The organism is Methylophilus sp. E2MeOHC9, from assembly GCF_058744375.1.
The window spans coordinates 2,251,292-2,277,076 of record NZ_CP196024.1; the positions used below are offsets into that span (position 1 = coordinate 2,251,292).

A 25,785-nucleotide genomic window follows, 5' to 3' on the forward strand; every position below is an offset into this window, starting at 1 on the left:
ACTCTTCAATGACTTGAAAATGGATTTGTATAGAATGTCAAAAGACCTCGCAACTGCGGGGTCTTTTACTTTCCAGGTAGCAACGATTGTCTATGCCGCTTGCGTATGATTTAAATCAATGTTGACCAGCCGTCATACAAATGCCACATGGTAGAATTGCACTTTTACATCGGAGTGCAGCAATGATAGGGACCCCATTAAGCGCAAACGCGACCAAAGTCATGCTGCTGGGCAGCGGTGAACTCGGTAAAGAGGTGATTATTGCCTTGCAGCGTTTAGGGGTTGAAGTGATTGCCGTGGATCGCTATGCAAACGCACCCGGTCATCAGGTAGCACATCATGCGCATGTGATCGATATGACAGATGCCAATGCCCTGAAAGCATTAATCAACCAGGTCAAACCGCATTTTATCGTGCCAGAGATTGAAGCGCTGAATACAGATGCGCTGGCTGAAATCGAGGCTTCTGGCGTCACAGTCGTGCCAACCGTGCGTGCGGTACAGCTGACCATGAATCGTGAAGGCATACGCCGCCTGGCAGCTGAAGAGTTGGGTTTGCCCACTTCCCCTTATGCATTCGCGCGTTCAGAAGCCGAATTACAAGCTGCGATTGATGCGGGCATTGGCTATCCATGCTTTATCAAGCCGACCATGTCTTCCTCAGGCAAAGGCCAATCCCGTATTACCCAGGCATCTGAAGTGAAAACTGCCTGGGAGTATGCCGCCAGTGGTGGACGGGTTAACCAGGGTGTCGTCATTGTAGAAGGCCAGATTGATTTCGATTATGAGATCACCTTGCTGACCGTGCGTGCCAAAAATGCAACAGGGCAGGTCGACACCTATTTTTGTGCGCCGATTGGACATGTGCAAAAGCAGGGCGATTATGTAGAAAGCTGGCAGCCACAAGCCATGCATCCCAAAGCGTTGGAGAACGCTCAGGAAGTCGCCAGGAAAGTGACTGATGCGTTGGGTGGCCAGGGTTTGTTTGGTGTTGAATTGTTTGTGAAAGGCGAGCAGGTATGGTTCTCTGAAGTCAGCCCGCGTCCGCATGATACTGGCATGGTCACCATGTGTACCCAGCGTTTGAATGAGTTTGAATTGCATGCCAGGGCAATCCTGGGCTTGCCGGTAGATGTGACACAACGTGATGCCGGAGCGAGTGCCGTGATTTATGGTGGCGCCGATGCGACTACGCTGGCATACCACGGGCTGGAAGCGGCATTGTCAGTGCCTGACAGTGAAATCAGGCTGTTTGGCAAGCCGGAATCTTTTATCCGCCGCCGTATGGGTGTCGCGCTGGCAACGGCTGAGAGTGTTGAACTGGCACGTGAACGCGCCAAGCAGGCAGCATCGCTGGTCACGCCTAAAGTCTCAGGGTAGGTAAGGCATGGCTTTAACTGAAATCCAAGAGCCAAACTCACCTAAACAATCATTGTTTGAGTGGCTGGGCGGCGCGGAGAAGGGCACTGAGAATATCCGCCTGCTGGTGGAAACCTTTTACGACATCATGGATAGCGACCCGAAAGCGGCAGGGCTGCGTGCCATCCATCAGCCAGATTTAACCGAAACACGTGAAAAACTGTTTATGTTTTTTATGGGTTGGACAGGTGGTCCTCAGCTCTATATTGAGCGCTATGGTCATCCACGCTTGCGTGCACGCCATATGCCGTTCACGATTGGTGAGGCAGAGCGCGACCAATGGATGTATTGCATGATCAAGGCCATGCACCAATGCCAGTTTGAGGAAAGCCTGATACGTCATATGGCCAACCAGTTATATGGTGTGGCTGACTTTATGCGTAACCGTGAAGGTTAAACGCAGCTTCGCCAAGCATAAAAAAAGCCCCGTTTTCACGGGGCTTTTTATTAAGACTGCGAACTTTCGACTTCTGCTTCTGGTAACGCTGTTTGCTCTAAACCCTCTTTTTGACGGGTTTTAGCAGCATGCTGGCGTTTGCTTTCTGCAGGACGTCCTTTGGCTTTAGGGGTAGCCTTGAAGCCAAAACCACCGAGTAATGCAGCAACGACTTTACGCTTTGCCGCCGATGGCTTGGTCACAGGTACAACGACCGATTTAGTCGGCTCAACAAACCCGCTTGACTGGTAAGGTTGATAGAACCAGGCGTCATCTGCATTTTTAGATTTAGATGAACGTTGGCGTGGCGCGCGTTGACTTGCTGTATTGCCTGTATTCTGGCTACTTGAGTACTGACTTGGCGTACTGCTGGTAACAGCTTTCTCTTTAGGAATCTGCTTTTTAATCAGCTTTTCGATTTCATCAAAGTACTTGGTTTCTTCTTCATCAATCAAGGAAATCGCAATGCCTTTGGCGCCAGCACGGCCAGTACGGCCTATCCTGTGCACATAATCTTCAGGCGCTGTAGAAATTTCGTAATTAATGACTAAAGGCAAGTCGCTGATATCCAGGCCACGTGCAGCCACATCGGTGGCTACCAGGGCATGAATCGTACCGGCTTTGAATGCATCCAGCGCTTCAATCCGTTCTTTCTGTGATTTATCACCATGGATCGCGCTACACGGGACTTCAGCGCGTTCCAAAGCACGTGCCAGTTTGCTGGCAGACAGTTTGGTTTTGGTGAAAATAATCACTTGCTGGCTGGCATATTGTTTCAATAGCTGCACCAGGAAACGTTCTTTTTTGTCTGTATTCACCAGATAGGCTTTTTGCTCCACATTGTCGTTAGTGGCATTGCTGCGCGCCACTTCGATCAATGTTGGCTGGTTCAAAAAAGCATCGGCCAATTTTTTAATCTCATCCGAAAACGTGGCTGAGAACATCAGGTTCTGGCGTTGTTTAGGTAATAAAGCCAAGATACGCTTGAGATCAGGCATAAAGCCCATATCCAGCATACGGTCAGCTTCATCCAGCACCAGAAACTGCACTTGGCTCAAAGAAAGCGTTTTTTGTTCTACGTGGTCTAGCAGACGACCAGGCGTGGCGACCAAAATTTCAACACCGGTCTTCAAGATAGGTGTCTGTGTTTTGATATCTACGCCGCCGTACACCACCAGGCTACGCAAGGAGGTGTGTTTGGCGTAAGTTTTAATGTTGTCATACACCTGAATTGCCAACTCACGCGTTGGTGCCAGCACCAGCGCCCGGATCGGGTGTTTCGCCGGAGAGGTGCTGGTACTTGCGTGAGGGAGCAATGTGTGCAGAATCGGTAGCGAAAATGCAGCCGTTTTTCCTGTGCCAGTTTGTGCGCCGGCCATCAAATCTTTGCGCTCTAGCGCCAGCGGGATGGCTTTGGCCTGGATGGGCGTTGGTGTCGTATAGCCGGATTCTTCAATGGCTTTTAACAACGGCTCGGCCAGGCCTAGCGAACGAAAATCTACAGTAATTTGCTCTGACATAGTCTTGGCTTATGCAAATGAACGAGGGCGTTTGATACCACCGGCTTCACCGAATGGCTTGCCACCGGTGCGCGGTTTGTTTGCGCCACGAGTGTTGTTGCCGCCATTAGGGTTACCAAAGCGTTCTTGTGGTTTTGCCGATGGGTTGCCTGCAGAAGAACGCGGGCGACGTTGACCAAATTCTTCTGTCAATGCGCGCGCAAACTGGAAGTCGGTATCTTTGGTGTAGCTTTTGCTATTGCCATTGACTTCGCGGTCTGTCCTTTGCTCAGTATTGCGTGGTTCGCTGGCGCCGGTAGCTGCACGTGGTTCGCGCGGCTTGTTCGGCTGGCCTTCACGCATCACGCGGTCACCAAAAGAACTGTTCTCACGGTTGCCACGGAATTCGCGGTTCTCACGACCACCTTGGTTATCGCTGCGACCATCGCGGCTGTTACCACGGAAGCCACCTTTGTTTTGTGGGCGGCCATTGCTGCTGCCATGACGTTTGCCGCCATTGCCACGTTTGTCACCACCACCGTCATCCATGCGGATAGCGCGTTTAGGTTCAAAACCGGCAATCACCGCTGGCTGGAATTTATGGCCAGTGTATTGCTCGATTTTGCGCAACAGGTGACGGTCAGTATTAGAAGCAAAAGAAATCGCAATGCCGGAGTTGTTGGCACGGCCAGTACGACCGATACGGTGTACATAATCTTCAGCGAATTTTGGCAGGTCGTAGTTGATCACATGCGTAATACCATGCACATCAATACCACGTGCTGCAACGTCTGTCGCAACCAGTACTTTGACATCACCATGACGCAGTTTGGTCAGGGTACGGTTACGTGCGCCTTGTGTCATATCACCGTGCAGGGCAGCAGTGCTGTGACCAGCGGCATATAAATCTTCAGCCAGCAAATCGGCGTGACGTTTGGTGCTTGTGAAAATAATGGCCTGGTTCACGTCCGGGGCAATCAACAGATGCTCCAGCAGTTTGTTTTTGTGGTTCATGTCGTCCACAAAGTGCAGGCGTTGTTCGATATTGGCGTGTTGTTCTTTTTGACCAGCCACTTGAATCGTCAATGGGTTGTTCAGGAAACGTTTACCGATATCCATGATGCCATCTAAGGTGGCAGAGAACAGCAATGTTTGGCGTTCGGCCGGCAATGCAGCACAGATCTTCTCAACATCGGGCATAAAGCCCATGTCCAGCATGCGGTCAGCTTCGTCCAGTACCAGCATTTGCAAGCGGCTCAGATCAATACGACCACGCTCAAGGTGATCAATGAAACGGCCAGGTGTAGCAACCAGGATATCCAATGGTTGTGACAGCAGTTTATTTTGCAGTGGGTAAGGCATGCCACCGACAATGCTCACACAACGTGCGCGCAGGAATTTACCGTATTTACGGGCAGCTTCGTTGACCTGTGCTGCCAGTTCGCGGGTTGGGGTCAATACCAGGATACGCGGGCCACGGCTACGTACCGGATGTTGTGTTGCCAGTAAGTTTAATGCTGGTAATGTAAACGCGGCTGTTTTACCAGTGCCGGTTTGGGCTGAGGCCATGATGTCACGGCCTTGCAATGCTTCAGGAATAGATTGCGACTGAATTGGGGTTGGGTTCTCATAGCCTGCATCGGTTAATGCACGCAAAATGGATGGGTCTAGATTTAAATCTGCAAAAGACAAAGACAAGGATGTCCCTTTCGTATAACAATTAAAAAGGGCGCAAGTAAAGCAAATTAAAGCAAAGCAAAGAAGCAAAGCTAACCCATGACAGCACACAGAATTAAAAATCTAAGTGTGCTAACTCATTAAAGTAAGCCAAAGCAAATATGGAGATGAATCGCTTTTACCGGCGCTAGGCATAGCCACTAACCGATAAAAGAAGAGGTTGTCATAAAAACAACTTCTAAAGATGATAGCCTCAAAAGTTCACGAGTTATCGATGGGTCAGGGCGATGAATTTAAAACAGTCGGGCATCAATTTCAGCCCAGTGCGTTTTAAGTTGAGCGCAGTATAGCCATTTTATTTTAAAAGTCAAATATTTAACGTGATTTATGCTAAAATCGCGCCCTTTCCAAACAGATGGCAGTTCACATGGCACGCAACCTCAGAAATATCGCAATTATCGCCCACGTTGACCACGGTAAAACAACCATGGTTGATAAGTTACTTCAACAGTCAGGTACCTTTGCCACCCACCAGGCGGTCACTGAACGTGTGATGGATAGTAATGATATTGAAAAAGAGCGTGGCATTACTATTCTGGCCAAAAATACTGCCTTAACTTATGAAGGCACGCACATTAACATTGTCGATACACCGGGCCACGCCGACTTTGGCGGTGAAGTAGAGCGTGTGTTGGGTATGGTGGATGGCGTGTTGCTATTAGTAGATGCCGTTGACGGCCCTATGCCGCAAACGCGCTTCGTGACCAAGAAAGCCCTGGCGCTTGGTTTGAAACCGATTGTGGTGATTAATAAGGTTGACCGCCCGAGTGCGCGTCCTGACTGGGTGATTAACCATACCTTTGATTTGTTTGCCAACCTTGGCGCAACTGATGAACAATTAGATTTTCCAGTGGTATACGCGTCGGCATTAAATGGTTTTGCGACACTGGATATGAATGCACCTTCAGATAACATGAAGGCTTTGTTTGATACGATTTTAAGTCATGTTGAACCACCGAAAGGTGACAGCGATGCACCTTTGCAATTACAGATTTCAGCCTTAGATTACTCTACTTATACTGGTCGTCTAGGGGTTGGTCGTGTCACCAATGGCCGCATCAAACCAGGCCAGGTGGTCGCCGTGATGCGCGAAAACGAACAAGTAGCGCAAGGCCGTATCAATCAGGTCCTGGGTTTTAAAGGCCTGGAGCGCGTACCGGTTGAAGAGGCTGAAGCAGGTGACATCGTCATTATTTCGGGTATTGAAGAAATCGGTATTGGTTTTACCATCTGTGACCGCGACAAGCCAGTTGGCTTGCCACATCTGGGTGTAGATGAACCAACCCTGACCATGGACTTTATGGTGAACACTTCACCATTGGCCGGTACAGAAGGCAAATTCATTACTTCACGCCAGATCCGTGACCGTTTAACTAAAGAGTTATTGGTAAACGTGGCTTTGCGCGTTGAAGATACTGAAGATACCGATGTATTCCGCGTGTCTGGTCGTGGTGAATTGCACCTGACCATTCTGCTGGAAAACATGCGCCGCGAAGGCTTTGAAATCGCTGTGGGTAAACCTCGCGTGGTTTATAAAGAAGTGAATGGCGAAAAATGTGAGCCATACGAAATCCTGACCGTGGACCTGGAAGACGAAAACCAGGGCGCAGTCATGGAAGAGTTGGGTCGCCGCCGTGGTGAGATGTCAAATATGGAGTCTGACGGTAATGGTCGTACTCGATTAGAGTATCGTATTCCAGCCCGTGGCCTGATCGGCTTCCAGGGCGAGTTTTTGACATTGACCCGTGGTACCGGCTTGATGGCGCATATTTTTGATGAATACGCTCCGGTGAAAGCAGATATGCCTGGCCGTCGTAATGGTGTGCTGATTTCAGCGGAACAAGGCGAAGCAGTGGCTTATGCCCTGTGGAAGCTGCAAGACCGTGGCAAGATGTTCTCAAGTCCTGGTGACCGTTTGTACGAAGGCATGATTATCGGCATTCATAGCCGCGAAAATGACCTGGTGGTTAACCCGATCAAAGGTAAGCAATTAACCAACGTGCGTGCTTCCGGTACGGATGAAGCGGTGCGTTTGGTGCCACCTATCTCTATCAGCCTGGAAAGCGCTGTAGAGTTTATTGATGACGACGAATTGGTTGAAATCACGCCAAAAACGATTCGTCTGCGCAAGCGCTTCTTGTTAGAGCACGAGCGTAAACGGTCTTCCAAGTAATACTTGATTAAGCCCTCATGCAATGAGGGCTTTTTTTACGCCTATTGCTTTTAACCCTGGGCTTACAGCCAACATTTTTTGGCTTGGGAAGCTATCCTTTTGCTTGAAGGGTGGTGCCTGGCTGAATAAACTGCGATACACTGGGTTATATTCCCTCACAGTGAAGTTGGTATATTGCATGGATAAATTCAGTTTAAGCAGCTATCGCGTCAACCCGAAGAAGTTTGCACTAAAGCAGATTAAACCTGACGATAAGTCAGCAAGATCAGGCGATAAAGCGGAAGATGCTGCGATATTGTTGCAGCTGACGGAAGCCATCAATGAGCGGCAGGACATCCTGCATGCGCAGGCTGAGCATAAAGTGTTATTGATCCTGCAAGGCATGGATACCAGCGGCAAGGATGGTACCGTCAAGCAGGTATTTAGCGCCTGTGACCCATTAGGAATCCGTCTGGCGAGCTTTAAGGCGCCGAGTGAGGATGAGCTGGCACATGACTACTTATGGCGCGTGCACGCGCAGGTGCCACGCAAAGGCGAGCTGGTTATCTTCAATCGCAGCCATTACGAAGATGTGCTGATCGTCAAAGTGCATGACTGGATAGATGAAGCCGAGGCCGAACGCCGTTATCAGCAGATTAATGACTTTGAGCGCATGCTGAGTGAGTCGGGCACGACTATCATCAAGTGCTTTCTGCATATTTCTAAAGAAGAACAGCAAGAGCGTTTGCAGGAACGTCTCGACGACCCCACCAAGCACTGGAAATTTAATCCTAAAGATCTGGATGAGCGTGCGCTATGGGATAAATATATGCAGGCATATGAACGTGCTTTGCAAGAAACATCCACTGACTATGCGCCCTGGCATGTGATTCCCGCAGATTCAAAAACCAACCGTAACCTGCTGATTTCCCGCATTTTATTACAGGCACTCGAAGGGTTGCCATTGGCCTATCCCGAGAAACCAAAAGCCTGGAACAAGCTGGTCATCAAAGATTAGAAGCTCAAGAGTTAATTAATGATTTTACGCTGTCCAAAAACAGGCGAGCACGGTTAAATAGCGCCACTTACTACTTGACTTAGAAAATGTGCCTGCGCTGAAAAAATGAGTCTACGCTTTAGATTAAATCTTTTAGTCACCATGCTTTCACTGGCTTTTTTGCTGGCGGCAGGCATCGTGCTGGTACGGGATACCCGGGATAGTATCCGTGAGCGCGTTGAAGCTGCCATGCGCGTCACGGTCCAACTATTGGATACGGTGATTGTCAGCTCGGCCATGAACCCAAGTTTAGGCCCCACCCATTATGTATTGCAGGATTTCCTCAAGTCTTTAGGCTACGTGCGTAGCAGCCGTATCGAGCTGTATGATTATTCCAATACGCCTTTGTATATTTCGCCTAACTCGACTTTTAAATCAGAAATCGAACCGCCGAAATGGTTTGTGAAGCTGGTTTCTCCCAAAGAAGAAACAGTGACGCGCCGCGTGCGCTATGGCATTTTAATTATCAGTTCCAGCGCAGAAGGCTCTGTGCGGGAAGCATGGTCAGGTTTTCTGCAACTGATCGTCATGGGCACCGGCTTTTTCGTGTTGCTCAATCTGCTGGTATACGGGCTGTTAAGTCATGCCTTGCGTCCGGTGCATCATATTTTGCGTGCTATCAATCAGATAGAGCAGGGTGATCTGGCAACGCGGTTGCCCAAATTCCCGTTGCCGGAATTTGATCGCATCGGCGCCAGCCTCAACCAGATGGCGCTTTCACTGGATGCCGAGCGGCAACTGGAACAAAACCGTCAGCTGACACAGCTGATCCAGCAACATATTGAAGATGAGCGCCGCAGCCTGGCGCGCGAGTTGCATGATGAACTGGGCCAGTATGTGACCGCGATCAAAACCTTTGCGGTGGCGATCGTGAACAAAACCAGGGATAAAACGCCGGATATTGCCGCCAATGCACAAACCATCGTTGCCGCCGCCAATCATATTTACGACGGCATGCACAATATCATCCGCCAGTTAAGGCCAGCGGCCATGGATAATATGGGCCTGGTAGAGACCTTGCGTGATATGGTGGCAGGCTACCAGGCGCAGCATGCTGGCTTGAACATCCAGTTACAGGTCTCCGGCCAGTTTCAGCCCATGGGTGAAAACGTCAATATTAATTTGTACCGTATCGTGCAAGAAGCGATTAACAATGCCATCAAGCATGCGCATGCCCAATCCATCCATGTGCATATCGTATCGGCTGAGGATGGCCTGCAACTGACGATAAGCGATGATGGGGTAGGTATGCAAGTGGAAGCGGTGGACCAAACCCGGCATTTTGGCTTGCTGGGTATGCGTGAACGGGTGCAAGCCTTGCATGGACAGTTTAAAGTCGTTTCAGAGCCAAAAACCGGTGTGGGAACGACCCTGGAAATTCGATTGCCTATACAAGCGGCGTAAAACAACAGCGTTAAAATAAGAGGAATGAAAAGTATGATTAGCGTGATGCTAGTAGATGACCATGCAGTTGTCAGGATGGGGTTTAAAATGCTGCTCGAGTCCGATCAGGATATCAAGGTCATTGCTGAGGCCGAAAGTGGGGAGGCAGCGATTCGTGCCTATGTAGAACATCATCCGCAAGTGGTAGTGATGGATATCACCATGCCCGGCATAGGCGGTATGGAAGCCATAGAACGTATTCTGGCCAAGGACAATCACGCGCGTATCCTGGTCCTGTCAGCGCATGAGGATTCGGTGCACCCTAAACGTGTGCTGAATGCCGGGGCGATGGGCTACGTGACCAAGCGCAGCGCTGCTGAAGAACTGATTAAGGCGATTCGCAGTGTGGCTAATGGCAAAAAATACATCGAAGCCAGCGTAGCGCAACAAATGGCCATTCAGCAGTTGTCGGGTGAGCAGAACCCGGTCGATGTCTTGAGCGAGCGCGAGTTTGAAGTGTTTATGTCGCTGGCGCGCGGCAAGTCGACCAATGAGATCGCAGAAACCCTGTTCCTGAGCCCACGCACGGTCGGTACACATTTATACAATATCAAGCAAAAACTCAATGCGCAGAACTCGGCAGAAATCGCACTGATAGCCATGCGCTGTGGCCTGCTAGAACCCTAGCGAGTATTGGTAACGCGGGCACTGCTGGCGCGGGAACTGACGATCCCGCTCAGCATGATCAGCAGCATGCCGAGGTACTCCATCCAGGAGAGATGCTCTCCCCACCAGAACACGCCTATCAGCGTTGCAAATACCACGGTGCTATAAGCCAGGCTGGCTACTGTCAAGGTGCGGCCGGTACGATAGGCGCGCGTCATGGCGAGCTGGCTGATAGTGGCTGAGATGCCCAGCCCCAGTAAAAATGGCAAATCTTGCCAGTGCAAAGGCGTGATTTCGGTATTCAGCATCAGGCCGCCACTGGCGACACTGCATACCAGGGTGAAGTAAAACACAGTCCGCCAGTCCGGCTCACCTCTCACCCCTAACTGTTTCACATGCACATATGCCAGGGCAGCACCAACGCCCGACAGCAAGCCGATACCCGCAGCGATCCATAAGTCAGGTTCCCACCTGGGCTGCAGCAAGAAGGTGACGCCAATAAAACCTGCAATCACGCATATATTCAATGTACTTTGCTGCCGGCGCGACAAGGGTTGTTCCGCCGTGAGTAGCCAGGGTGAGAATAAAGCCAGGAACATGGGCGAGGTGTAATTGAGCGTAATGGCTGTTGCCAGCGGCAAATGCGCAATGGCATAAAAGAACAGCAGCAGGGCGATAAAGCCGGTCAATGCGCGACCCATTTGTTTGCCCAGCAGCGGGGTTGTGAGTGGCTTGCCCTGCCAGTAGACCATGGCGGCGATGGTGATAAAGCCGAATATCGAGCGATAAAACACTAATTCTGTGCTGCTGAAACGTTGGGCGCCGGTTTTCACAAAGGCACCCATCACGGCGAAGCCCAGCCCGGCAACCAGCATCCACAGGCTGCCGAGTTGCCAATGTCTGGGATGCGTCCAGCGCCTGGGGTGAAATAAGGACAAAATGTGCCGGATAGTCTTGGGCTAGCGCACAGAATGTGCGGAGAGGTGAGGTTCTATTTGTGAACGATACCAGTGGTGGAAGTGTTCCAGCCCGGTTTCCATCGGGTGCTGATAAGGGCCGCGTTCATCTTTGCCGGTCAGGTAGAGTGCTTTGCGGCCTTCTTGCATACGTTGGCAGATTTCGTTGTCTTCAATGGCTGTCTCGAAATAGGCGGCCTGCTGCGCTTTGACGTATTCGCGCTCAAACAGGGCGATATCTTCCGGGTAGTAAAATTCCACTACGTTTTTGCAGGACTCGACGCCAGTCGGGATGATATGCGAGACCACCAGGACATTGGGATACCATTCAATCATCAGTAAAGGATACAGCACAAACCAGATCGCGCCATATTTCGGCTCCTTGCCGTCCTGATAATTTGTCACCGCCTGTTGCCAGGCTTTATAAGTGGGAGACAAACTGTAATCCGGTAACGGTTTATAACCCACGGTTTGTACGCTGTAGTGCTCGCCGAATTCCCAGTTTAACTCGCCGCAATCGACAAATTGATTCAAGCCGGGGTGGAAAGGGCCTACGTGATAATCTTCAAGGTAGACTTCAATAAAGGTTTTCCAGTTGAAGTCATAGTGATCAACAATGGCCTGGTCAAAATAGTAACCGGTGAAGTCAAAATCCTGTTTGCATCCTAATTGCTTCAATGTTTCCGCAATGTGCAATGGCTTGGCTTTGCCTGGTGTGGCAGATGATTGAAACAATAGTCCTTGCCAGTCAATCAGCGGCTGTTTTTCCAGGTGTAAGCACGGGTTTTGTTCAAAGTGAGGGGCGCCAAGCAGTTGCCCATTCAAATCGTAAGTCCAGCGATGCAGCGGGCAGACGATATGCTGGGTATTACCTTGCCCACTGAGCATAGCAGCTTGCCGATGGCGGCAGATGTTGCTGACCAGTTGGTGTTCGCCCTGGTGGTTCACCAGCGCCATGGCATTATGTTTCCATTCCAGCACGCGGAAATCGCCTGCATTGGGTGTCATGCGCGCATGCCCGACATACTGTGGCTGCAGCGAGAACAAGTGCGCCTGCTCTAATGCATAAATTTCCGGATTGAGGTACCAGTCAACAGGTAATTGTGCGAAGCGAGTCTTGTTTTGTTCTTTATTTAAAGAGGTGACAGAACCCATATTTCAAACTGATCGAACACGTGCAAAAAAGAATAATTGTGCCCGAAAAGGGCCTGAATGAAAAGCCAGAATAGGCACAATGACCGCCTGTATCCGTCACAATCAGTCGATTCAAACGCACGTAAGGTGGTTGCCATAACCCTGTTTTAAGCAGCATGTATAAAGGCAGTAATTGCAACAGGCCTTAACTAAGTCAATTAAATTCAGTTATAATATTAGAGGTTTCTATGTATAACTATACGTAACGATAATTGCATTTTAGGAGCAAGCGAATGGCAAATTTATTAGATCAGTTGAAAGCAATCACCACTATTGTGGCTGACACAGGTGATGTTGAAGCGATTAAAAGCGTTAAACCGGTAGACGCAACTACCAACCCATCCCTGGTATTAAAAGCGAGTCAGATTCCTGAGTACGCACCTCTGATCGAGACAGCAATTGCCTATGCAAAAGCACAAGGCGGTTCAAAAGAGCAACAAATTGAAAATGCAGCTGACAAACTGGCTGTGTTGATTGGTGCTGAAATCACTAAAGTGGTTCCAGGCCGTATCTCTACAGAAGTAGATGCACGTTTGTCTTTCAATATCGATGCGATGATTGCCAAAGGCCGCAAACTGATCAAACTGTACGAAGACTCAGGTATTTCTAAAGAGCGCGTACTGATCAAACTGGCTTCTACCTGGGAAGGCATCAAAGCCGGTGAGCAACTGGAAAAAGAAGGCATCCAGTGTAACCTGACATTGTTGTTCGGTTTTGGTCAGGCACGTGCTTGTGCTGAAGCTGGCGTATTCCTGATTTCCCCATTCGTTGGTCGTATCCTTGACTGGTACAAAGCGAAAAACCCAAGCACAGAATACACACAGGAAACTGACCCAGGTGTTGTTTCAGTACGTGCGATCTATCAGTACTACAAAGAACACGGTTACAAAACTGTTGTGATGGGTGCTTCATTCCGTAACACTGGCGAACTGATCGCCCTGGCTGGTTGTGACCGTCTGACGGTTTCTCCTAACCTGTTGCAAGATCTGGCAGCGACTGAAGGTACTTTGGTACAAGTGCTTAAAGATGGCGGCAAAACCAAAGAAGCACCAGCTAAGTTGACTGAGGAAGAGTTCCGCTTTGAACTTAACCAGGATCCAATGGCCACAGAAAAGCTGGCTGAAGGTATCCGTGGTTTCGTTGCTGACCAGAACAAGCTGGAAACAGCATTAGCCGCAAAACTGTAATATCTCTGTGACATCATAAGAGAACGGGCAGGGACCTGCCCGTTTTTGATTTTACACTCAGGCATAATTTGGCCTGTTACATTGACTTATTTTGGCTGCCAGCTTACTATTAGCGACCAGCTTGAATTGGTAGTACGCTAGAAATAGCATTTAGAAACTTATTAATATTTGGAGAAAAACATGGCATTAACTCAAATGGCATTAGACTCATTGGATTTTGACGCAACTATCGCTTTGGCAGAAAAAGTTGCTCCGCACGTTGACATTCTGGAAATCGGTACACCATGCATCAAGCACAACGGTATCAAATTGCTGGAAACTCTGCGCGCTAAATTCCCAAACAACAAAATCCTGGTTGACTTGAAAACTATGGATGCTGGTGAGTACGAGTCTGAGCCATTCTACAAAGCTGGTGCTGACATCGCTGTTGTATTGGGCGTATCTGACATCGGTACAATCAAAGGCGTAATCAAAGCTGCAAACAAATACGGCAAAAAAGCGCAAGTTGACCTGATCAGCGTTGAAGACAAAGTTGCTAAAACTAAAGAAGTTGTTGCTGCTGGTGCTCACATCATCGGTATCCACACTGGTTTGGATCAACAAGCTGCTGGTCAAACTCCTTTTGCTGACTTGGCTGCTATCGCTGCTTTGAATCTGGGCGTTGACATCTCTGTTGCTGGTGGCGTTAAAGCTGCTACAGCTGCTCAAGTACGTGACGCTGGCGCGACTATCATCGTTGCTGGTGCTGCTATCTACGGCGCTGCTGATCCAGCTGCTTCTGCTGCTGAAATCACTGCTATCGCTCACGGTTAATTTTTAACTATCAATAAGTAATTATTGATCAGCGATAATAAAACCCGACTCAGCAATGTGTCGGGTTTTTTATTTGATATTTTGAATACACAGGACAAAAACATGGATCATCAACAGTTTATTTTAGACAATTTGAAACGTATTTTAGACGTGACTGATAAGTCAAAAGCGGCTGAATTATTGAAATTGGTTAACGAAGCAGGCTCAACATTTATTGGTGGCGCAGGTCGCTCACTGTTGGTCTCACGCTTCTTTGCAATGCGCTTGGTGCATTCCGGCTACAGCGTGTTCATGATTGGCGAAGTTGTTACTCCTGCCATCAAAAAAGGTGACTTGCTGATCCTGGTTTCAGGTTCCGGCGGCACAGCGACCTTGTTGCCATTTGTGAAAAAAGCCAAAGAAGTGGGCGCTAAATTAGTGGTCATTTCCATGAAGAAAACATCTGCCATGGCAGACGTCGCTGACCTGGTTGTTCAAGTCGGTCAGGATGACAGCTTCCCATTGGTAAAAGGCATGCCTATGGGCGGTCAATTCGAATTGTCTACCCTGGTGTTCCTGGAAGGCGCTATTTCTGAGCTGATCCACGCCAAAGGCCTGACTGAAGAGGGTATGCGCGCATTACACGCAAACCTGGAATAAACTTTATTCCTGCAATAAAAAACCGGCTGCATGGCCGGTTTTTTATTGGGCAAAGCCGAGCAAGTCTGCAGCTGTGATTTTCTTCTGGTGCAATGCGCTGGCAATCAATACGCCGTCAGCACCTGTTTGAGTGAGCGCTCGGATATCTTCAATATCTCTGACGCCGCCTGCAGCATAGAGTTTTTGCGGTGTTTTTTGTTTCATGACATGCAGTTTTTCAACATCGGGGCCTTGATTCGCACCTACCTTGGGTAAGCTCATGACGATGGTAGGTTGCGTCCAGTGTATCTGAGATGTTTGCAGGCTTTCTGGGCCATGAAACCCATCCTGAAAATAATCCAGGGAAAGAATGCTGTTTTCAGCTGCATGGCGCAGTTGCTGGTAGGTGGGCAAATCGGGCAGGGATTCACTGGCGATCACAGGCCTGATGTTATTATCCAGCCAGGGTGTCAGCGCCGCAACACTCGTCAGCCCAGCGTCTACCCACCACTGGATGTGTGGGAATGCCTGGATCGCCTCGGCAATATGGGCGCGGTGGTTGGGCAATAAGGTATCGCCGGTAATGGCATTTAAATCGGCAATATACACACAGTCAAATGGATAAACTTGTAAAATAGCAGCCACGACATCGAGCAGCTGATGGCTTGCCGTTAATTGCGATTGTATCGCGCGGTAAGACTGGCGTTGCCCCTGTATGGCTTGAACAACCTGACCATGCATCAAATCGATGACGGGAATAATATGCAAAATAAATCTCGTTTAAAAATCTGGGTGTGTGAGTATGTCAGTGCCGGTGGCCTGGCATCTGAATCATTGCCTGCCAGTCTCCTGCAAGAGGGCTTGCTGATGCGGGATGCCTTGCTGGCTGACTTGTCTCAACTGGATGTGGATTGTATCACCAGCCATGATGCGCGGGTGATAGCTCCACAAGGTGTAGCCAGTGTAGCGATACAGCCTGATGACGATGCGTTTGCAATCTGGCAGCAGCAATTATCTGCAGATGATATAGATGCCTGTTGGGTGATTGCGCCGGAAACGGATGGGGTACTTGAGCGCATGTGCCAGCTGGTGCATAAAGCCGGTAAACGCTGGCTAGGCTGTAGTGAAGCCGCTATCAGGCAAACAAGCTCTAAATCATGGATGGCGGATCTTTGTTCTCAGGCGGGTATATCCACGATCCCACATTGTTATTTGCACGAAGCCGTGGCACTGCCATCGCTACCGCAGCACGAAGTTTCACCTGCCGGCTGGGTGATAAAACCGGATGATGGGGCAGGGTGTGAGTATACCTATCACTTTAAAAATGACTTGGAAGTATATGAATTTAATAATAAAATAAAATCAAATCCTGCGATTCCTTATCAGAAGTTACTATTGCAGCCATATCTGCCCGGCATTGCATTAAGTATGTCTGTGATTGCGAGTAAGCAGCAGGTAAAAGTCATTGCCGGACACCAGCAATGGGTGAGTGTGGACAATGGCCGGTTCCGTTTTCAAGGGGCGGGAGTGAATCAGGCAGCGCAATACTTACCCCTTATGCAGGCGATGGCGGAAAAGATATATCAGGCGATTCCCGGGCTTAGCGGTTACTGGGGCGCTGACCTGATACTGAATGAGGACAACCTTCTGACCCTGGTTGAAATTAATCCGCGCCTGACCACCCCTTACATAGGATTATCGAAAGTGTTACAAGAAAATCCAGCCAAACTGGTATTAGATGCTGTTTTGCATAACCACTTAACCGCGCGGGCGGCAGCCTCCTCAGTGTCCATCACTTTGCCAACTGCCGGATCTGCGGCGATTGAGCGCCTGACCTCATGAGTAAATCTGTGATTGGCTGGGACATCGGCGGGGCACATGTAAAAGCGGTGCTGCTCAATGCTGAAGGACATATTGTGCAAGTATCGCAACAGGCATGCGCTTTGTGGAAAGGCTTGCATCTGCTTGAAGCTACCTTACAAACGACTCTGCAAGCCTGGGCGATTGAAGCAGATCAATGCCTGCACGCCGTCACCATGACCGGGGAACTGGTCGATTTATTTGAAAATCGGGCACAGGGTGTGCGCGAGATTGCACAAACAGTAAAAAAGCAGTTACCGCAGGCCATGTTTTATATGGCTGGCATGGATCAAGCAGCCTTATTCACCGAGACCGTCGATGGGCTTGAATCTTATATCGCCTCCATGAACTGGCACGCATCGGCACAGTGCCTGGCTGAAGCCAGTGATGCTTCATGCATGCTTATTGTGGATATTGGGAGCACCACCAGTGATATCACGCTGTGCCATGCGAAGAAGGTCATTGCCAATGGCTGGACGGACGCTGAGCGCATGGAGAGGCATGGATTGTTATATTCAGGAGTGGTGCGCTCGCCATTGATGGCATTTGGCCCTTATATCGCGTGGCATCGGCAAACGCGTCACATCACTGCTGAATATTTCGCGACCACTGCTGATGTTTACCGTGTGCTAGGTGAATTAGATCCGGAACATGATCTAGCGGACACTGCCGATGGACAAGGCCGTTCTGTGTCTGCCAGTATGCGCCGCTTGGCACGTATGGTCGGGCATGATCTGGAGGATGCTGAAACCAGTGATTGGCATTCGCTGGCGCAGGCATTCAAAGATCAGCAGTTGTCCAGCCTGCTGCATGCCATTCAATCCTGCATTGAGCAAGCTACGCTACAACCTCAGGCCTTAACAGGCTTGGGAGCTGGCAGTTTCCTGTTACCGGAGATCGCGCAACGGTTGAACCTGACTTATACGCCGGCATCAACCTGGATGTCGGCTGACAACTCCACATTAAAAAGCCATGCAGAAGTATGTTTCCCTGCTTATGCCGTGGCAAGGTTATGGCAAGCATGGCATTGATACAACTTGATTTACCTTATGCCGAAGGCGCTTATTGGCTGACACAGGTCAGGCATTTGCCCTGGCCGATGTTACTTGAGAGTGGACGGGTGGAAACTGCAGCACAGCAGTCTTCGGTAGATGAAGAGGTCAGCCTGGGGGCGAGGTTCGATATCGTCGTTGCTGATCCAGTGGCAAAGATTATCCATCGCCGACCTTACACCGTAGTGCATAGCCATCATGACGTTGAGCGTTTTGAGGATGACCCTTTTGCTATCGTCAAACGCTGGTTGCAGCCACACCAGGTCGCACGCGTAGCTGAGGTGCCTTTTGCCGGTGGTGCACTAGGCTATTTTTCCTATGATCTGGGGCGCAGTATTGAACCCATGCCAGAGCTGGCCGCACAGGATATGCCTCTGCCAGAGTTACTGATAGGTATTTATGATTGGGCGATTGTGGTCGACCATCATTTGCGGCGTTGTACATTGGTATCACACACCAGGTTTATTACGCAGGCAGCACTCACAGTGTTGCATCAAACTTTGCTGCAACCACGTGAACAATCAGAGACGCCAGCATTTAGCGTGGTTGGCGATATTTCGCACAACATGCACAAAGCAGCCTACACAGCGGCTTTTCACAAAGTCAAAAATTACATACGCGCCGGGGATTGTTACCAGATTAACCTGGCCCAGCGGCTGGCGGTGCAGGTGAGCGGTGATGCCTGGCAAGCTTATGACCAGTTCCGGCAACTGAGTAAAGCGCCTTTTATGGCTTATCTACAGGTGGATGACGGGCAGGGCCTATCGTTTTCCGTGTTATCAATGTCACCAGAGCGGTTTCTGCAAGTGACTGAAAATAAAGTAGAAACACGGCCGATTAAAGGCACCAGGCCCCGGCATGCGGATGCAATACGCGACCAGCAAGAGGCCGAGGCGCTGGCAAACAGCATCAAGGACAGGGCAGAGAACCTGATGATTGTGGATCTGTTACGCAATGATATTGGCAAGGTATGCGAAATAGGCTCGGTCAAGGTCGATGCCTTGTTCCGTTTGCAGCGCTTTACCAATGTGCATCACTTAGTGAGCATCGTGCGTGGCGTACTGGCAAACGGCTATCATGCATTAGACCTGTTGCGTGGCTGTTTTCCAGGCGGATCCATCACCGGCGCACCCAAACTGCGTGCCATGGAGATCATTGAAGAGTTAGAGCCACACCGGCGCGGCATTTATTGTGGCAGCATAGGCTATATCGGTTTTGATGGCAGTATGGATACCAATATCGCTATCCGCACTGCAGTGATCTGCAAGCAGACCATGACTTTTTACGCCGGTGGCGGGGTGGTGGCAGATTCAGATTGTGACAAGGAATACCAGGAAACCTTAGATAAAGCTTCCCAGTTTTTAAAACTGGTTGCACAATTCAAAACACCAACTTAATAGCCGGGGAAAATACCATGTGGGTGATCAAGCTGGGAGGTAGCGTGACACACCATGACAGCCTGCTCAAATGGCTGCAACTGGTGGTCCGTTGGGGCGATGGCAAAGTGATTATCGTGCCTGGTGGCGGAGTGTATGCCGACGCGGTGCGTGAATTCCAGCAGATACGCGAACGTTTGCCAGATGGACATATCACCGATGTGCATGCACATGCGCTCGCTATTTATGCCATGGACCAGATGGCACGCAGCCTGGTTGCCATGGTGCCCGAGCTGACGCTGGTGCGTAACCCCCTGGAGATTGCCGAGCGCGGCTGGCAGCACCGCGGGCTGGTCTGGTTGCCCAGTGAAATGGCTTTAAATCCCGAGTTATGGGCAGAGATGGCGCTGCCGGAAAACTGGGAAATCACCTCTGACAGTTTAGCTGCCTGGCTGGCCTGCCAGCTTGAAGCCAGTCATTTGCTACTGGTGAAATCCGAGGATAGTCTATTACAACAAAAGCCTACCTTAGACCTGGCTGCCTTGCAGGCGCAGGGCATTGTCGATGCAGGATTATCCAGCATCCTGCCAAAGGCGACATTTCAAACCTGGGTCATGCATCAAAGCCATGTGAAGCTGTTTGAACAAGGGCTGGCTGTGCAAGCCCTTAGCGGGAAACTGGTTCATCTACCTCAAACATAGCTGTTTTTTCAAACCGGCCAAAATGCAGCATGATGGTCGGCAGGATCAGCAAGTTGAGGATAGTGGAAGAAATCAATCCGCCAACGATAATAGTGGCCATCGGCCCTTCGATCTCGCGACCAGGCTCACCACTGCCTATGGCCAGTGGCAATAAGCCCAGTGCCGTAACCAAGGCCGTCATCAATACCGATGGCAAGCGTTCAGAAGCGCCACGTATGCAGGTTTCCAGGTTCCATTCGCAACCTTCTTTATCTACCAGGTGCTGGAAATGCGACACCATCATAATGGAGTTGCGCAAAGTGATACCAAACAGCGTCACAAAGCCCACCAGCGTACCTACCGATATCCAGCCGCCGGCAAAGAAGGTGGCGACAACGCCGCCAATCAGCGCGAAGGGCAGGTTGGCAAAGGTGAGCAACAGATTGCGCAAACTGCCAAAAGCGATATAAAGCATCAGGAAGATGGCAGCCCCGGCTACCAGCGAATGTATGATCAGATCGCGGCGGGATTCGGCGTTAGCTTCTGCTTCACCAGAAAACTCCATGTAGTTTCCAGTGTGCAGGGTGAGTTTCTGGCGCAATGCTTTCTGTATCTCATCCATAACCAGTGCTTGGTCACGCCCGGCAAGATTGGCGGTGATGGTTTGAATGCGCTTGGCCCCCGAGTGTAATATCTTGGAGCGGCCGCCTTCCTGTGCAATATAAGCGACATCTGACAGTTTCAGCATCTGGCCTTCGGGGTTGAATATGGGGATATTACGCATATCGGCAATATCGTCCCTGTTGCTGTCGTTGAGCAACACACTGACGCCTATGGAGCGATTGCCCATGAATACATGGTTGACCGGCACGCCTTCATAGCTGGCTTTGACCGTATCCAGTACATCCACAGGTTGTAGCCCCCACAATGACAGTTTTTCTTGTTTGAGCCGAATAGCGATTTCCGGTGTTTCGGGCGGTGATTGCACCATGACATCCCTGACGCCGCGGATGCCGCCCAGGATATTGGCGATTTTTTGTGCATCCCGGTCCAGCGCGTCCAGGTCATGACCATAAATATTGACCACCAGGCCAGCGGCATAGCCGGAAATCGTCTCTTCTATGCGTTCGCTCAAAAAAGTATTAATGGCAAAGTTGGCGCCGATAAACCCTAATTCGACTTTGCCATCATCGTCGTCATCTTCCGATTCGCCGGCCAGTTCTTCACGGATGCTGCGATAAATCCTTTCCTGCTCTGCGCCGGAAACGGTGCCGGTTTCTACTTCAAATTCACTGTAATGCGTGCCAAACGTATCAGCGGCATTCGGTGCGCGGCCTACCCATTGCGCCACGCTTTTCACCCCAGGGATATCCAGCAGCACTTTAGTTACCTGGTTGCCGAGTTTCAGCGATTGCACCTCAGAAGTCCCCGGCACCGTGGTCATATGCAGGATGTAATGCCCCTCATGCAGCACCGGAATAAACTGGCTCCTGAACAGTGGCAGTAACACCAGGCCTAGCGCAATACACACAAAGCTGCTCACAAGGATGATCTGGTAACGGTGCTCGATATGGTGCAGCACTTTCACGTATCTGTGCTTCAGCCAGCGTAGCAAGGGGGATTCCTGGTTATCCAGCCGCGCTTTACCCAGCAGGGCGTAACAGAGCGCCGGTGTCAGTGTCAGTGCGACCACCAGTGACGCCAGAATGGCTGAAATGTATGCGTAAGCAAGCGGCGCAAATAGTTTGCCTGCCACGCCGGAGAGTGTAATGAGCGGTAAAAATACCAGCGCCACGATGATGGTGGCGTAGAAAACAGAACCACGGACTTCCATAGACGCCTGGAAGACCACTTGCCGGATAGGCAAAGGTTGCGCAAGTTGCCGGTTTTCACGCAAGCGTCGGAAGATATTCTCGGTATCGATAATGGCATCATCCACCACTTCGCCCAAAGCGATGGCAAGGCCGCCCAGCACCATGATATTCAGCCCCACACCATACTGGTGTAACACGACGATGGCAGATAGCAACGAAAGCGGAATGGCGGTGGCTGAAATGACTGCCGTGCGCACGTTGAACAAAAACACGAACAACACCGCGATCACCAGGGTTGAGCCGATCAGGATATCGGAACGCAGGCTGTTGATCGCGGTTTCGATAAAGTTAGCCGGGCGAAACAAGCCTTCATGCAGAGTCACTTGCTGGCTGGTCAGGCTGGGTTTGATATCCGCCAGCTTTTTTTCCAGCAACTGGGTCAGCGCATAAGTATTGGCACCCAGCTGGCCTTGCACCGAAAGGTAAACAGCTGGCTTGCCGTTAATGGCTGCGGCGCTAATGGAAGGCGCCGCGCCTTCAGCGACCTCGGCGACATCCCGGATGCGTATGGTGCGGCCTAGCTTGCGGACCAGTGTGATATTGCTTAATTGTTGCGGCGTAGTGGTCTGGCCCTGGCTATTCAGGATAATGCGCTGATTATCATTCTGGATGTAACCGGCTCCGCGTACACCAGTGCCGCGGCTGGCGGCAGCCACCACATCCTGGATGTTCAACTGGTACAACATCAGTTTGCGTGGATCTATCTTGATCTGGAATTGGCGGACTTCACCGCCAAATACATTGATATCTGCTACGCCAGGAATCGACATCAGATGCGGCGTCAAATGCCAGTCTACCAATGTGCGTAACTGCATCATGGTCAGTTTGTCTGAAGTGACACCCAGACCAAGAACCGTGCTGGCCGAAGAGGTGAGCGGGGTGATATTGGGAATAATCCCTGGCGGCAACTGGTTTCCCAGCATGTTCAGGTGTTCGGCAATGATTTGCCGATTGCGGTAAATATCTGATTTATCCTGAAAAATAACCGTGATCACCGACAGCCCGGGAATGGATTGCGAACGCAGGCTTTTAATGCCTATGGCACCGGCAATGATATTTTCAATCGGCTGGGTGACCAGTTTTTCGACTAGGCTGGCTGAAAGGCCGGGCGATTCGGTTTGAATGACGATCTGTGTCGGTGCAAACTCTGGGAAGACATTCAAGTCGCTTTGGGTCAGGCTATAGGTGCCATACACCAGAATCAGCACGGCCAGCCCGATAATGACGCCATAAAAGCGAATGGCGAACCTGACTAAAGCCGACATCATGGCCGTTGTGCTTTCCGGATGCTTGTTAAGTGCGGCTTAGTCGTCATTCTCATTTTTAATCTGGAATTTAAACTCTTCCGAGAGCAATAGTTGCGCGCCATGAATGACGACTTCAGTCCCCGCGCGCAGGTTATTATCAAACCAGCCATTGTCCAGCTCGACATCGGAAGCCACCGGTTTACGCAGAAAGGTATCCTGCTTGGTTTTGACATAAATCCAGGCCATGCCGCCATGCCAGACGATGGCATGGTTGGGCACGATCACGCCCTTGATCATGGCTGATGATGATTGCGCAGGAACCACATTGACACGCATGCCTACGCGCAGGAAATCGGCCGGCGCACTATAGAAATAGGTTTTTCCGATATTGCTGATATCAGTCTGGATGGATTGCGACACATATTCTGCCCGAATCGGTTTGACTTCATCTTGAATCGGGGAAACATAAATCGCTGAATTTGACTCTGGTTCCTTGAAGTTCAGTGGAAAACTTGCCTGGATCAACACTTTCTTTTGCGTGATCAGATCATGCATGGGCCCTGATGAGGGGTTTTGGGTAATCAAAGTGGCCAATGGTTTTCCCCATTGCGCTACGATGGTATCTGACAACGCTTTTAATTGTGCCTGAGTGGATTTGATCTGCGTCTGGTCATTGATAACGAGTGTCTGGGCTTCCTGCACCGCTTTATCAGAAACATTCTTGTCGTCTTCATTTAACTGTTTATAGCGTTGATACTGTAGCTGGTGATTGGGCAATATGCTCTCTGCAACTGCCAGCTGGGTTTTTAGCGCCTGATACTGGCTGTTGTAATCCACCAGCGTCTGGATTGAGACTATGGTGCCTAGCACCTTGATATTGCCATGATAATCATAGGGTTGCAGGGCTTGTACACTGATGCCGCTATTTTGCTGGGTTGCCAGGTTCAGTTGCACGACCTGCAGGCCGTTTTGCTCAACCACATGCACCGGCCCGTCAATTTCTTCCTCGTCATCATTCTGCATCGTTTCATATTCATCGCGGCCGACCAGCACGACGACCCAGATCAGGAGAATGATCAATGCAATCTGAGCCCCGATAATCCAGAGTGCTTTTTTATTCATTTGACTGGCGCCTCTTGCGTTTGAAGGGTAAAAGTTGCTGTTTGTTGTGAGAGCAATAATGGTTTCTGCATCACGTTTTCAATTTCCTGTAATGCACGCATGACGTTTGCCTGCTGCGTCACCAGCCGTTGCTGTGCGGCATAAAACTGGATTTCCATCTGCAAGTACTCCGTCTTGTCGATCAAGCCCTGGCGCCATTGATTTTCAAGCTGCTGTTTGCGTTGTGATTGCTGGGCATATTCTTGCGTCATGGTGATCAGCAGGTTAGCGGCATCACGGTATTTTAAATAGCTTTGCTCGGATAACTGAATAATATGATGTTGCAAGGCATAAAAGCGCGTCGCTTCATTTTGGCGGAGTTGCTCGGCGTGCGCCCACAGGTCTGAGGATTTATTGAGTAGATTCAGCATGCCTCCAATCCCCAGTGCCCATATTCTGTCCCCATACTCATAGAGAATGCCCGGGCTGAGCGAGAGGTCCGGGTAACGTTTCGCCATCTCCAGCCGTAATTGCGATTCTGCCTTGGCGTATTGCGCCAGCCCGCGCTGGATATCCATGCGGTTGGTCAGGGCGTAATGCTGGATAGTCTTGGCGTCCTGGTAAGCTTGTGGCTGGTCGAATCTGGCTTTGAGTATCTGTGAAATATTCACCGCGCCAATATTAAGAGCGACGTTATTCTGGTCAGTCAGGCCGGCATCATGCATGATCTTTTGTTCTGTTTGCCTGATTTGCAGGCTCAGTTGCTGTAACTGCCAGGCAGACTGATCATGCTGCAAGCGGATAGGTAATACATCGGATTTGCCTGCGACGCCGATATCCAGCCTTTTCTGGTAAGCACTTAACAGGCTGGCTTGCGATTTTTGCAGTTTTGCCAGGCTGCCGTGCAGCGCCTGCTGTTCTGCCAGCAGGATCAGGTCCAGGCTCAATTGCTGCCTGAGCATCCACGCAGTTTCTGAAATCAGTATTTTGGCAATATCTGCCTGATATTGCGCGATGTCGATACTGATCTGACGTTTGTTGGCGGTGATGACAGGGATATCTACCTGCAAGCCATAAGCCCAGGGACTGATATCCCCATTGGCCTGGTTACTATGAGAGAGTTGCCCGTTAAGGCCCACCAATGGACGCAGGCCGGCACTGGTGATACCGGCCAGTGCTACCGCGTAATCTGACTTCGCGACTTTAAGGGTAGGGTGAAAGTACAAGGCCGAGAGTGTGAGCCTGTCTATATCCCACGCTGTGATTGGCCATTCGGTTTGAGGGTATTGCGTCTGTACAAACTGCCTGAAGCCTGCTTGCGTAGGCGTCGCCTGCTGTATGCTCTCGATATTTTCTTGCTGCTGGATAGGTTTTGCCTGGTAGGCGATGCCGCAAGCAGCGAGCAGTAGCGGGCATAAGCAGACGAGAGTGCGCATGGAATCAACAGTACTGCAGGGCAGCGCGTTGAATAATGATGAA

General features: G+C 50.2%; 21 protein-coding genes. 13 read left to right on the forward strand and 8 right to left on the reverse strand.

The features are described from left to right. The first annotated feature begins 182 nt into the window (after positions 1-182). Together purT and ACSSVF_RS10905 are read left to right on the forward strand one after the other, a co-directional pair. Entirely contained in the window at positions 183-1,379 is a 1,197-nt protein-coding gene (gene purT, locus ACSSVF_RS10900; RefSeq protein WP_492403485.1) for a formate-dependent phosphoribosylglycinamide formyltransferase, read from the forward strand. Between the two features lie 7 nt (positions 1,380-1,386). Then, on the forward strand, positions 1,387-1,815 hold the full coding sequence (locus ACSSVF_RS10905) for a group II truncated hemoglobin (RefSeq protein ID WP_492403486.1): 429 nt from the start codon (positions 1,387-1,389) through the stop codon (positions 1,813-1,815). A gap of 50 nt (positions 1,816-1,865) precedes the next feature. On the opposite strand, the gene ACSSVF_RS10910 is transcribed toward ACSSVF_RS10905, so the two are convergent. Next, complete coding sequence (locus tag ACSSVF_RS10910) at positions 1,866-3,374, reverse strand: DEAD/DEAH box helicase (protein ID WP_492403487.1); 1,509 nt, start codon at positions 3,372-3,374, stop codon at positions 1,866-1,868. Between the two features lie 9 nt (positions 3,375-3,383). Continuing rightward, positions 3,384-5,045, reverse strand: coding sequence for a DEAD/DEAH box helicase (locus tag ACSSVF_RS10915; protein ID WP_442586958.1), 1,662 nt, complete (start codon positions 5,043-5,045; stop codon positions 3,384-3,386). Between the two features lie 412 nt (positions 5,046-5,457). Between ACSSVF_RS10915 and typA the strand changes: the two genes are divergently transcribed. From typA to ACSSVF_RS10935, 4 genes are all read left to right on the forward strand, one after another. Then, the gene (typA, locus tag ACSSVF_RS10920) at positions 5,458-7,263 is read left to right on the forward strand and encodes a translational GTPase TypA (RefSeq protein ID WP_442586531.1); all 1,806 of its coding nucleotides are present in this window, start codon (positions 5,458-5,460) and stop codon (positions 7,261-7,263) included. A gap of 178 nt (positions 7,264-7,441) precedes the next feature. Continuing rightward, positions 7,442-8,260, forward strand: a complete 819-nt coding sequence (locus tag ACSSVF_RS10925; protein WP_492403490.1) for a polyphosphate kinase 2 family protein — start codon at positions 7,442-7,444, stop codon at positions 8,258-8,260. A gap of 141 nt (positions 8,261-8,401) precedes the next feature. Beyond that, entirely contained in the window at positions 8,402-9,703 is a 1,302-nt protein-coding gene (locus tag ACSSVF_RS10930; RefSeq protein WP_492406349.1) for a HAMP domain-containing sensor histidine kinase, read from the forward strand. A gap of 24 nt (positions 9,704-9,727) precedes the next feature. Then, positions 9,728-10,369, forward strand: a complete 642-nt coding sequence (locus tag ACSSVF_RS10935) for a response regulator (protein WP_379029576.1) — start codon at positions 9,728-9,730, stop codon at positions 10,367-10,369. Here the strand turns inward: ACSSVF_RS10935 and ACSSVF_RS10940 are convergent. Beyond that, positions 10,366-11,223 (reverse strand): DMT family transporter, encoded by an 858-nt coding sequence (locus ACSSVF_RS10940; RefSeq protein ID WP_492406350.1) that lies wholly within the window; start codon positions 11,221-11,223, stop codon positions 10,366-10,368. The genes ACSSVF_RS10935 and ACSSVF_RS10940 overlap by 4 nt on opposite strands. An 84-nt stretch (positions 11,224-11,307) precedes the next feature. Continuing rightward, positions 11,308-12,459, reverse strand: coding sequence for an aromatic ring-hydroxylating oxygenase subunit alpha (locus ACSSVF_RS10945; protein WP_492403492.1), 1,152 nt, complete (start codon positions 12,457-12,459; stop codon positions 11,308-11,310). A 272-nt stretch (positions 12,460-12,731) separates the two neighbouring features. Here ACSSVF_RS10945 and tal point away from each other — a divergent pair, with 272 nt between their 5' ends. The 3 genes from tal (at position 12,732) to hxlB (ending at position 15,137) form a co-directional block, all read left to right on the forward strand. Then, positions 12,732-13,685 carry a transaldolase gene (tal, locus tag ACSSVF_RS10950; protein WP_442586527.1) on the forward strand — a complete coding sequence of 318 codons (954 nt, stop codon included), beginning with the start codon at positions 12,732-12,734 and terminating at the stop codon, positions 13,683-13,685. A 180-nt stretch (positions 13,686-13,865) separates the two neighbouring features. Further along, positions 13,866-14,498, forward strand: a complete 633-nt coding sequence (gene hxlA / locus ACSSVF_RS10955; protein ID WP_442586526.1) for a 3-hexulose-6-phosphate synthase — start codon at positions 13,866-13,868, stop codon at positions 14,496-14,498. A 102-nt stretch (positions 14,499-14,600) separates the two neighbouring features. Beyond that, positions 14,601-15,137 carry a 6-phospho-3-hexuloisomerase gene (hxlB, locus tag ACSSVF_RS10960; RefSeq protein WP_492403494.1) on the forward strand — a complete coding sequence of 179 codons (537 nt, stop codon included), beginning with the start codon at positions 14,601-14,603 and terminating at the stop codon, positions 15,135-15,137. 42 nt (positions 15,138-15,179) lie between these two features. Here hxlB and ACSSVF_RS10965 read toward each other — a convergent pair whose 3' ends face one another. Next, positions 15,180-15,884 carry a HisA/HisF-related TIM barrel protein gene (locus tag ACSSVF_RS10965; protein WP_492403495.1) on the reverse strand — a complete coding sequence of 235 codons (705 nt, stop codon included), beginning with the start codon at positions 15,882-15,884 and terminating at the stop codon, positions 15,180-15,182. Here ACSSVF_RS10965 and ACSSVF_RS10970 point away from each other — a divergent pair. Genes ACSSVF_RS10970 through ACSSVF_RS10985 form a run of 4 tightly spaced genes read left to right on the forward strand, consistent with a single transcriptional unit; the run spans position 15,879 to position 20,105 of the window. Further along, positions 15,879-16,958, forward strand: coding sequence for an ATP-grasp domain-containing protein (locus ACSSVF_RS10970; RefSeq protein WP_492403496.1), 1,080 nt, complete (start codon positions 15,879-15,881; stop codon positions 16,956-16,958). The two genes, ACSSVF_RS10965 and ACSSVF_RS10970, sit on opposite strands and share 6 nt — an antisense overlap. Beyond that, positions 16,955-18,007: a hydantoinase/oxoprolinase family protein gene (locus ACSSVF_RS10975; protein ID WP_492403498.1), complete on the forward strand. Its 1,053-nt coding sequence runs from the start codon at positions 16,955-16,957 to the stop codon at positions 18,005-18,007. Before ACSSVF_RS10970 ends, ACSSVF_RS10975 begins: the two co-directional genes overlap by 4 nt. Then, positions 17,998-19,425 carry an aminodeoxychorismate synthase component I gene (gene pabB, locus ACSSVF_RS10980; RefSeq protein ID WP_492403499.1) on the forward strand — a complete coding sequence of 476 codons (1,428 nt, stop codon included), beginning with the start codon at positions 17,998-18,000 and terminating at the stop codon, positions 19,423-19,425. Before ACSSVF_RS10975 ends, pabB begins: the two co-directional genes overlap by 10 nt. Before the next feature lie 17 nt (positions 19,426-19,442). After that, on the forward strand, positions 19,443-20,105 hold the full coding sequence (locus ACSSVF_RS10985; RefSeq protein ID WP_492403501.1) for an amino acid kinase family protein: 663 nt from the start codon (positions 19,443-19,445) through the stop codon (positions 20,103-20,105). On the opposite strand, the gene ACSSVF_RS10990 is transcribed toward ACSSVF_RS10985, so the two are convergent. Genes ACSSVF_RS10990 through ACSSVF_RS11000 form a run of 3 tightly spaced genes read right to left on the reverse strand, consistent with a single transcriptional unit; the run spans position 20,071 to position 25,742 of the window. Then, positions 20,071-23,226 carry an efflux RND transporter permease subunit gene (locus tag ACSSVF_RS10990; protein WP_492403502.1) on the reverse strand — a complete coding sequence of 1,052 codons (3,156 nt, stop codon included), beginning with the start codon at positions 23,224-23,226 and terminating at the stop codon, positions 20,071-20,073. The two genes, ACSSVF_RS10985 and ACSSVF_RS10990, sit on opposite strands and share 35 nt — an antisense overlap. 36 nt (positions 23,227-23,262) lie before the next feature. Further along, a complete protein-coding gene (locus ACSSVF_RS10995) occupies positions 23,263-24,327 on the reverse strand; it encodes an efflux RND transporter periplasmic adaptor subunit (RefSeq protein ID WP_492403504.1) in 1,065 nt (354 codons plus the stop codon). Next, positions 24,324-25,742 carry a TolC family protein gene (locus tag ACSSVF_RS11000; protein WP_492403506.1) on the reverse strand — a complete coding sequence of 473 codons (1,419 nt, stop codon included), beginning with the start codon at positions 25,740-25,742 and terminating at the stop codon, positions 24,324-24,326. Before ACSSVF_RS11000 ends, ACSSVF_RS10995 begins: the two co-directional genes overlap by 4 nt. Positions 25,743-25,785 lie beyond the last annotated feature (43 nt).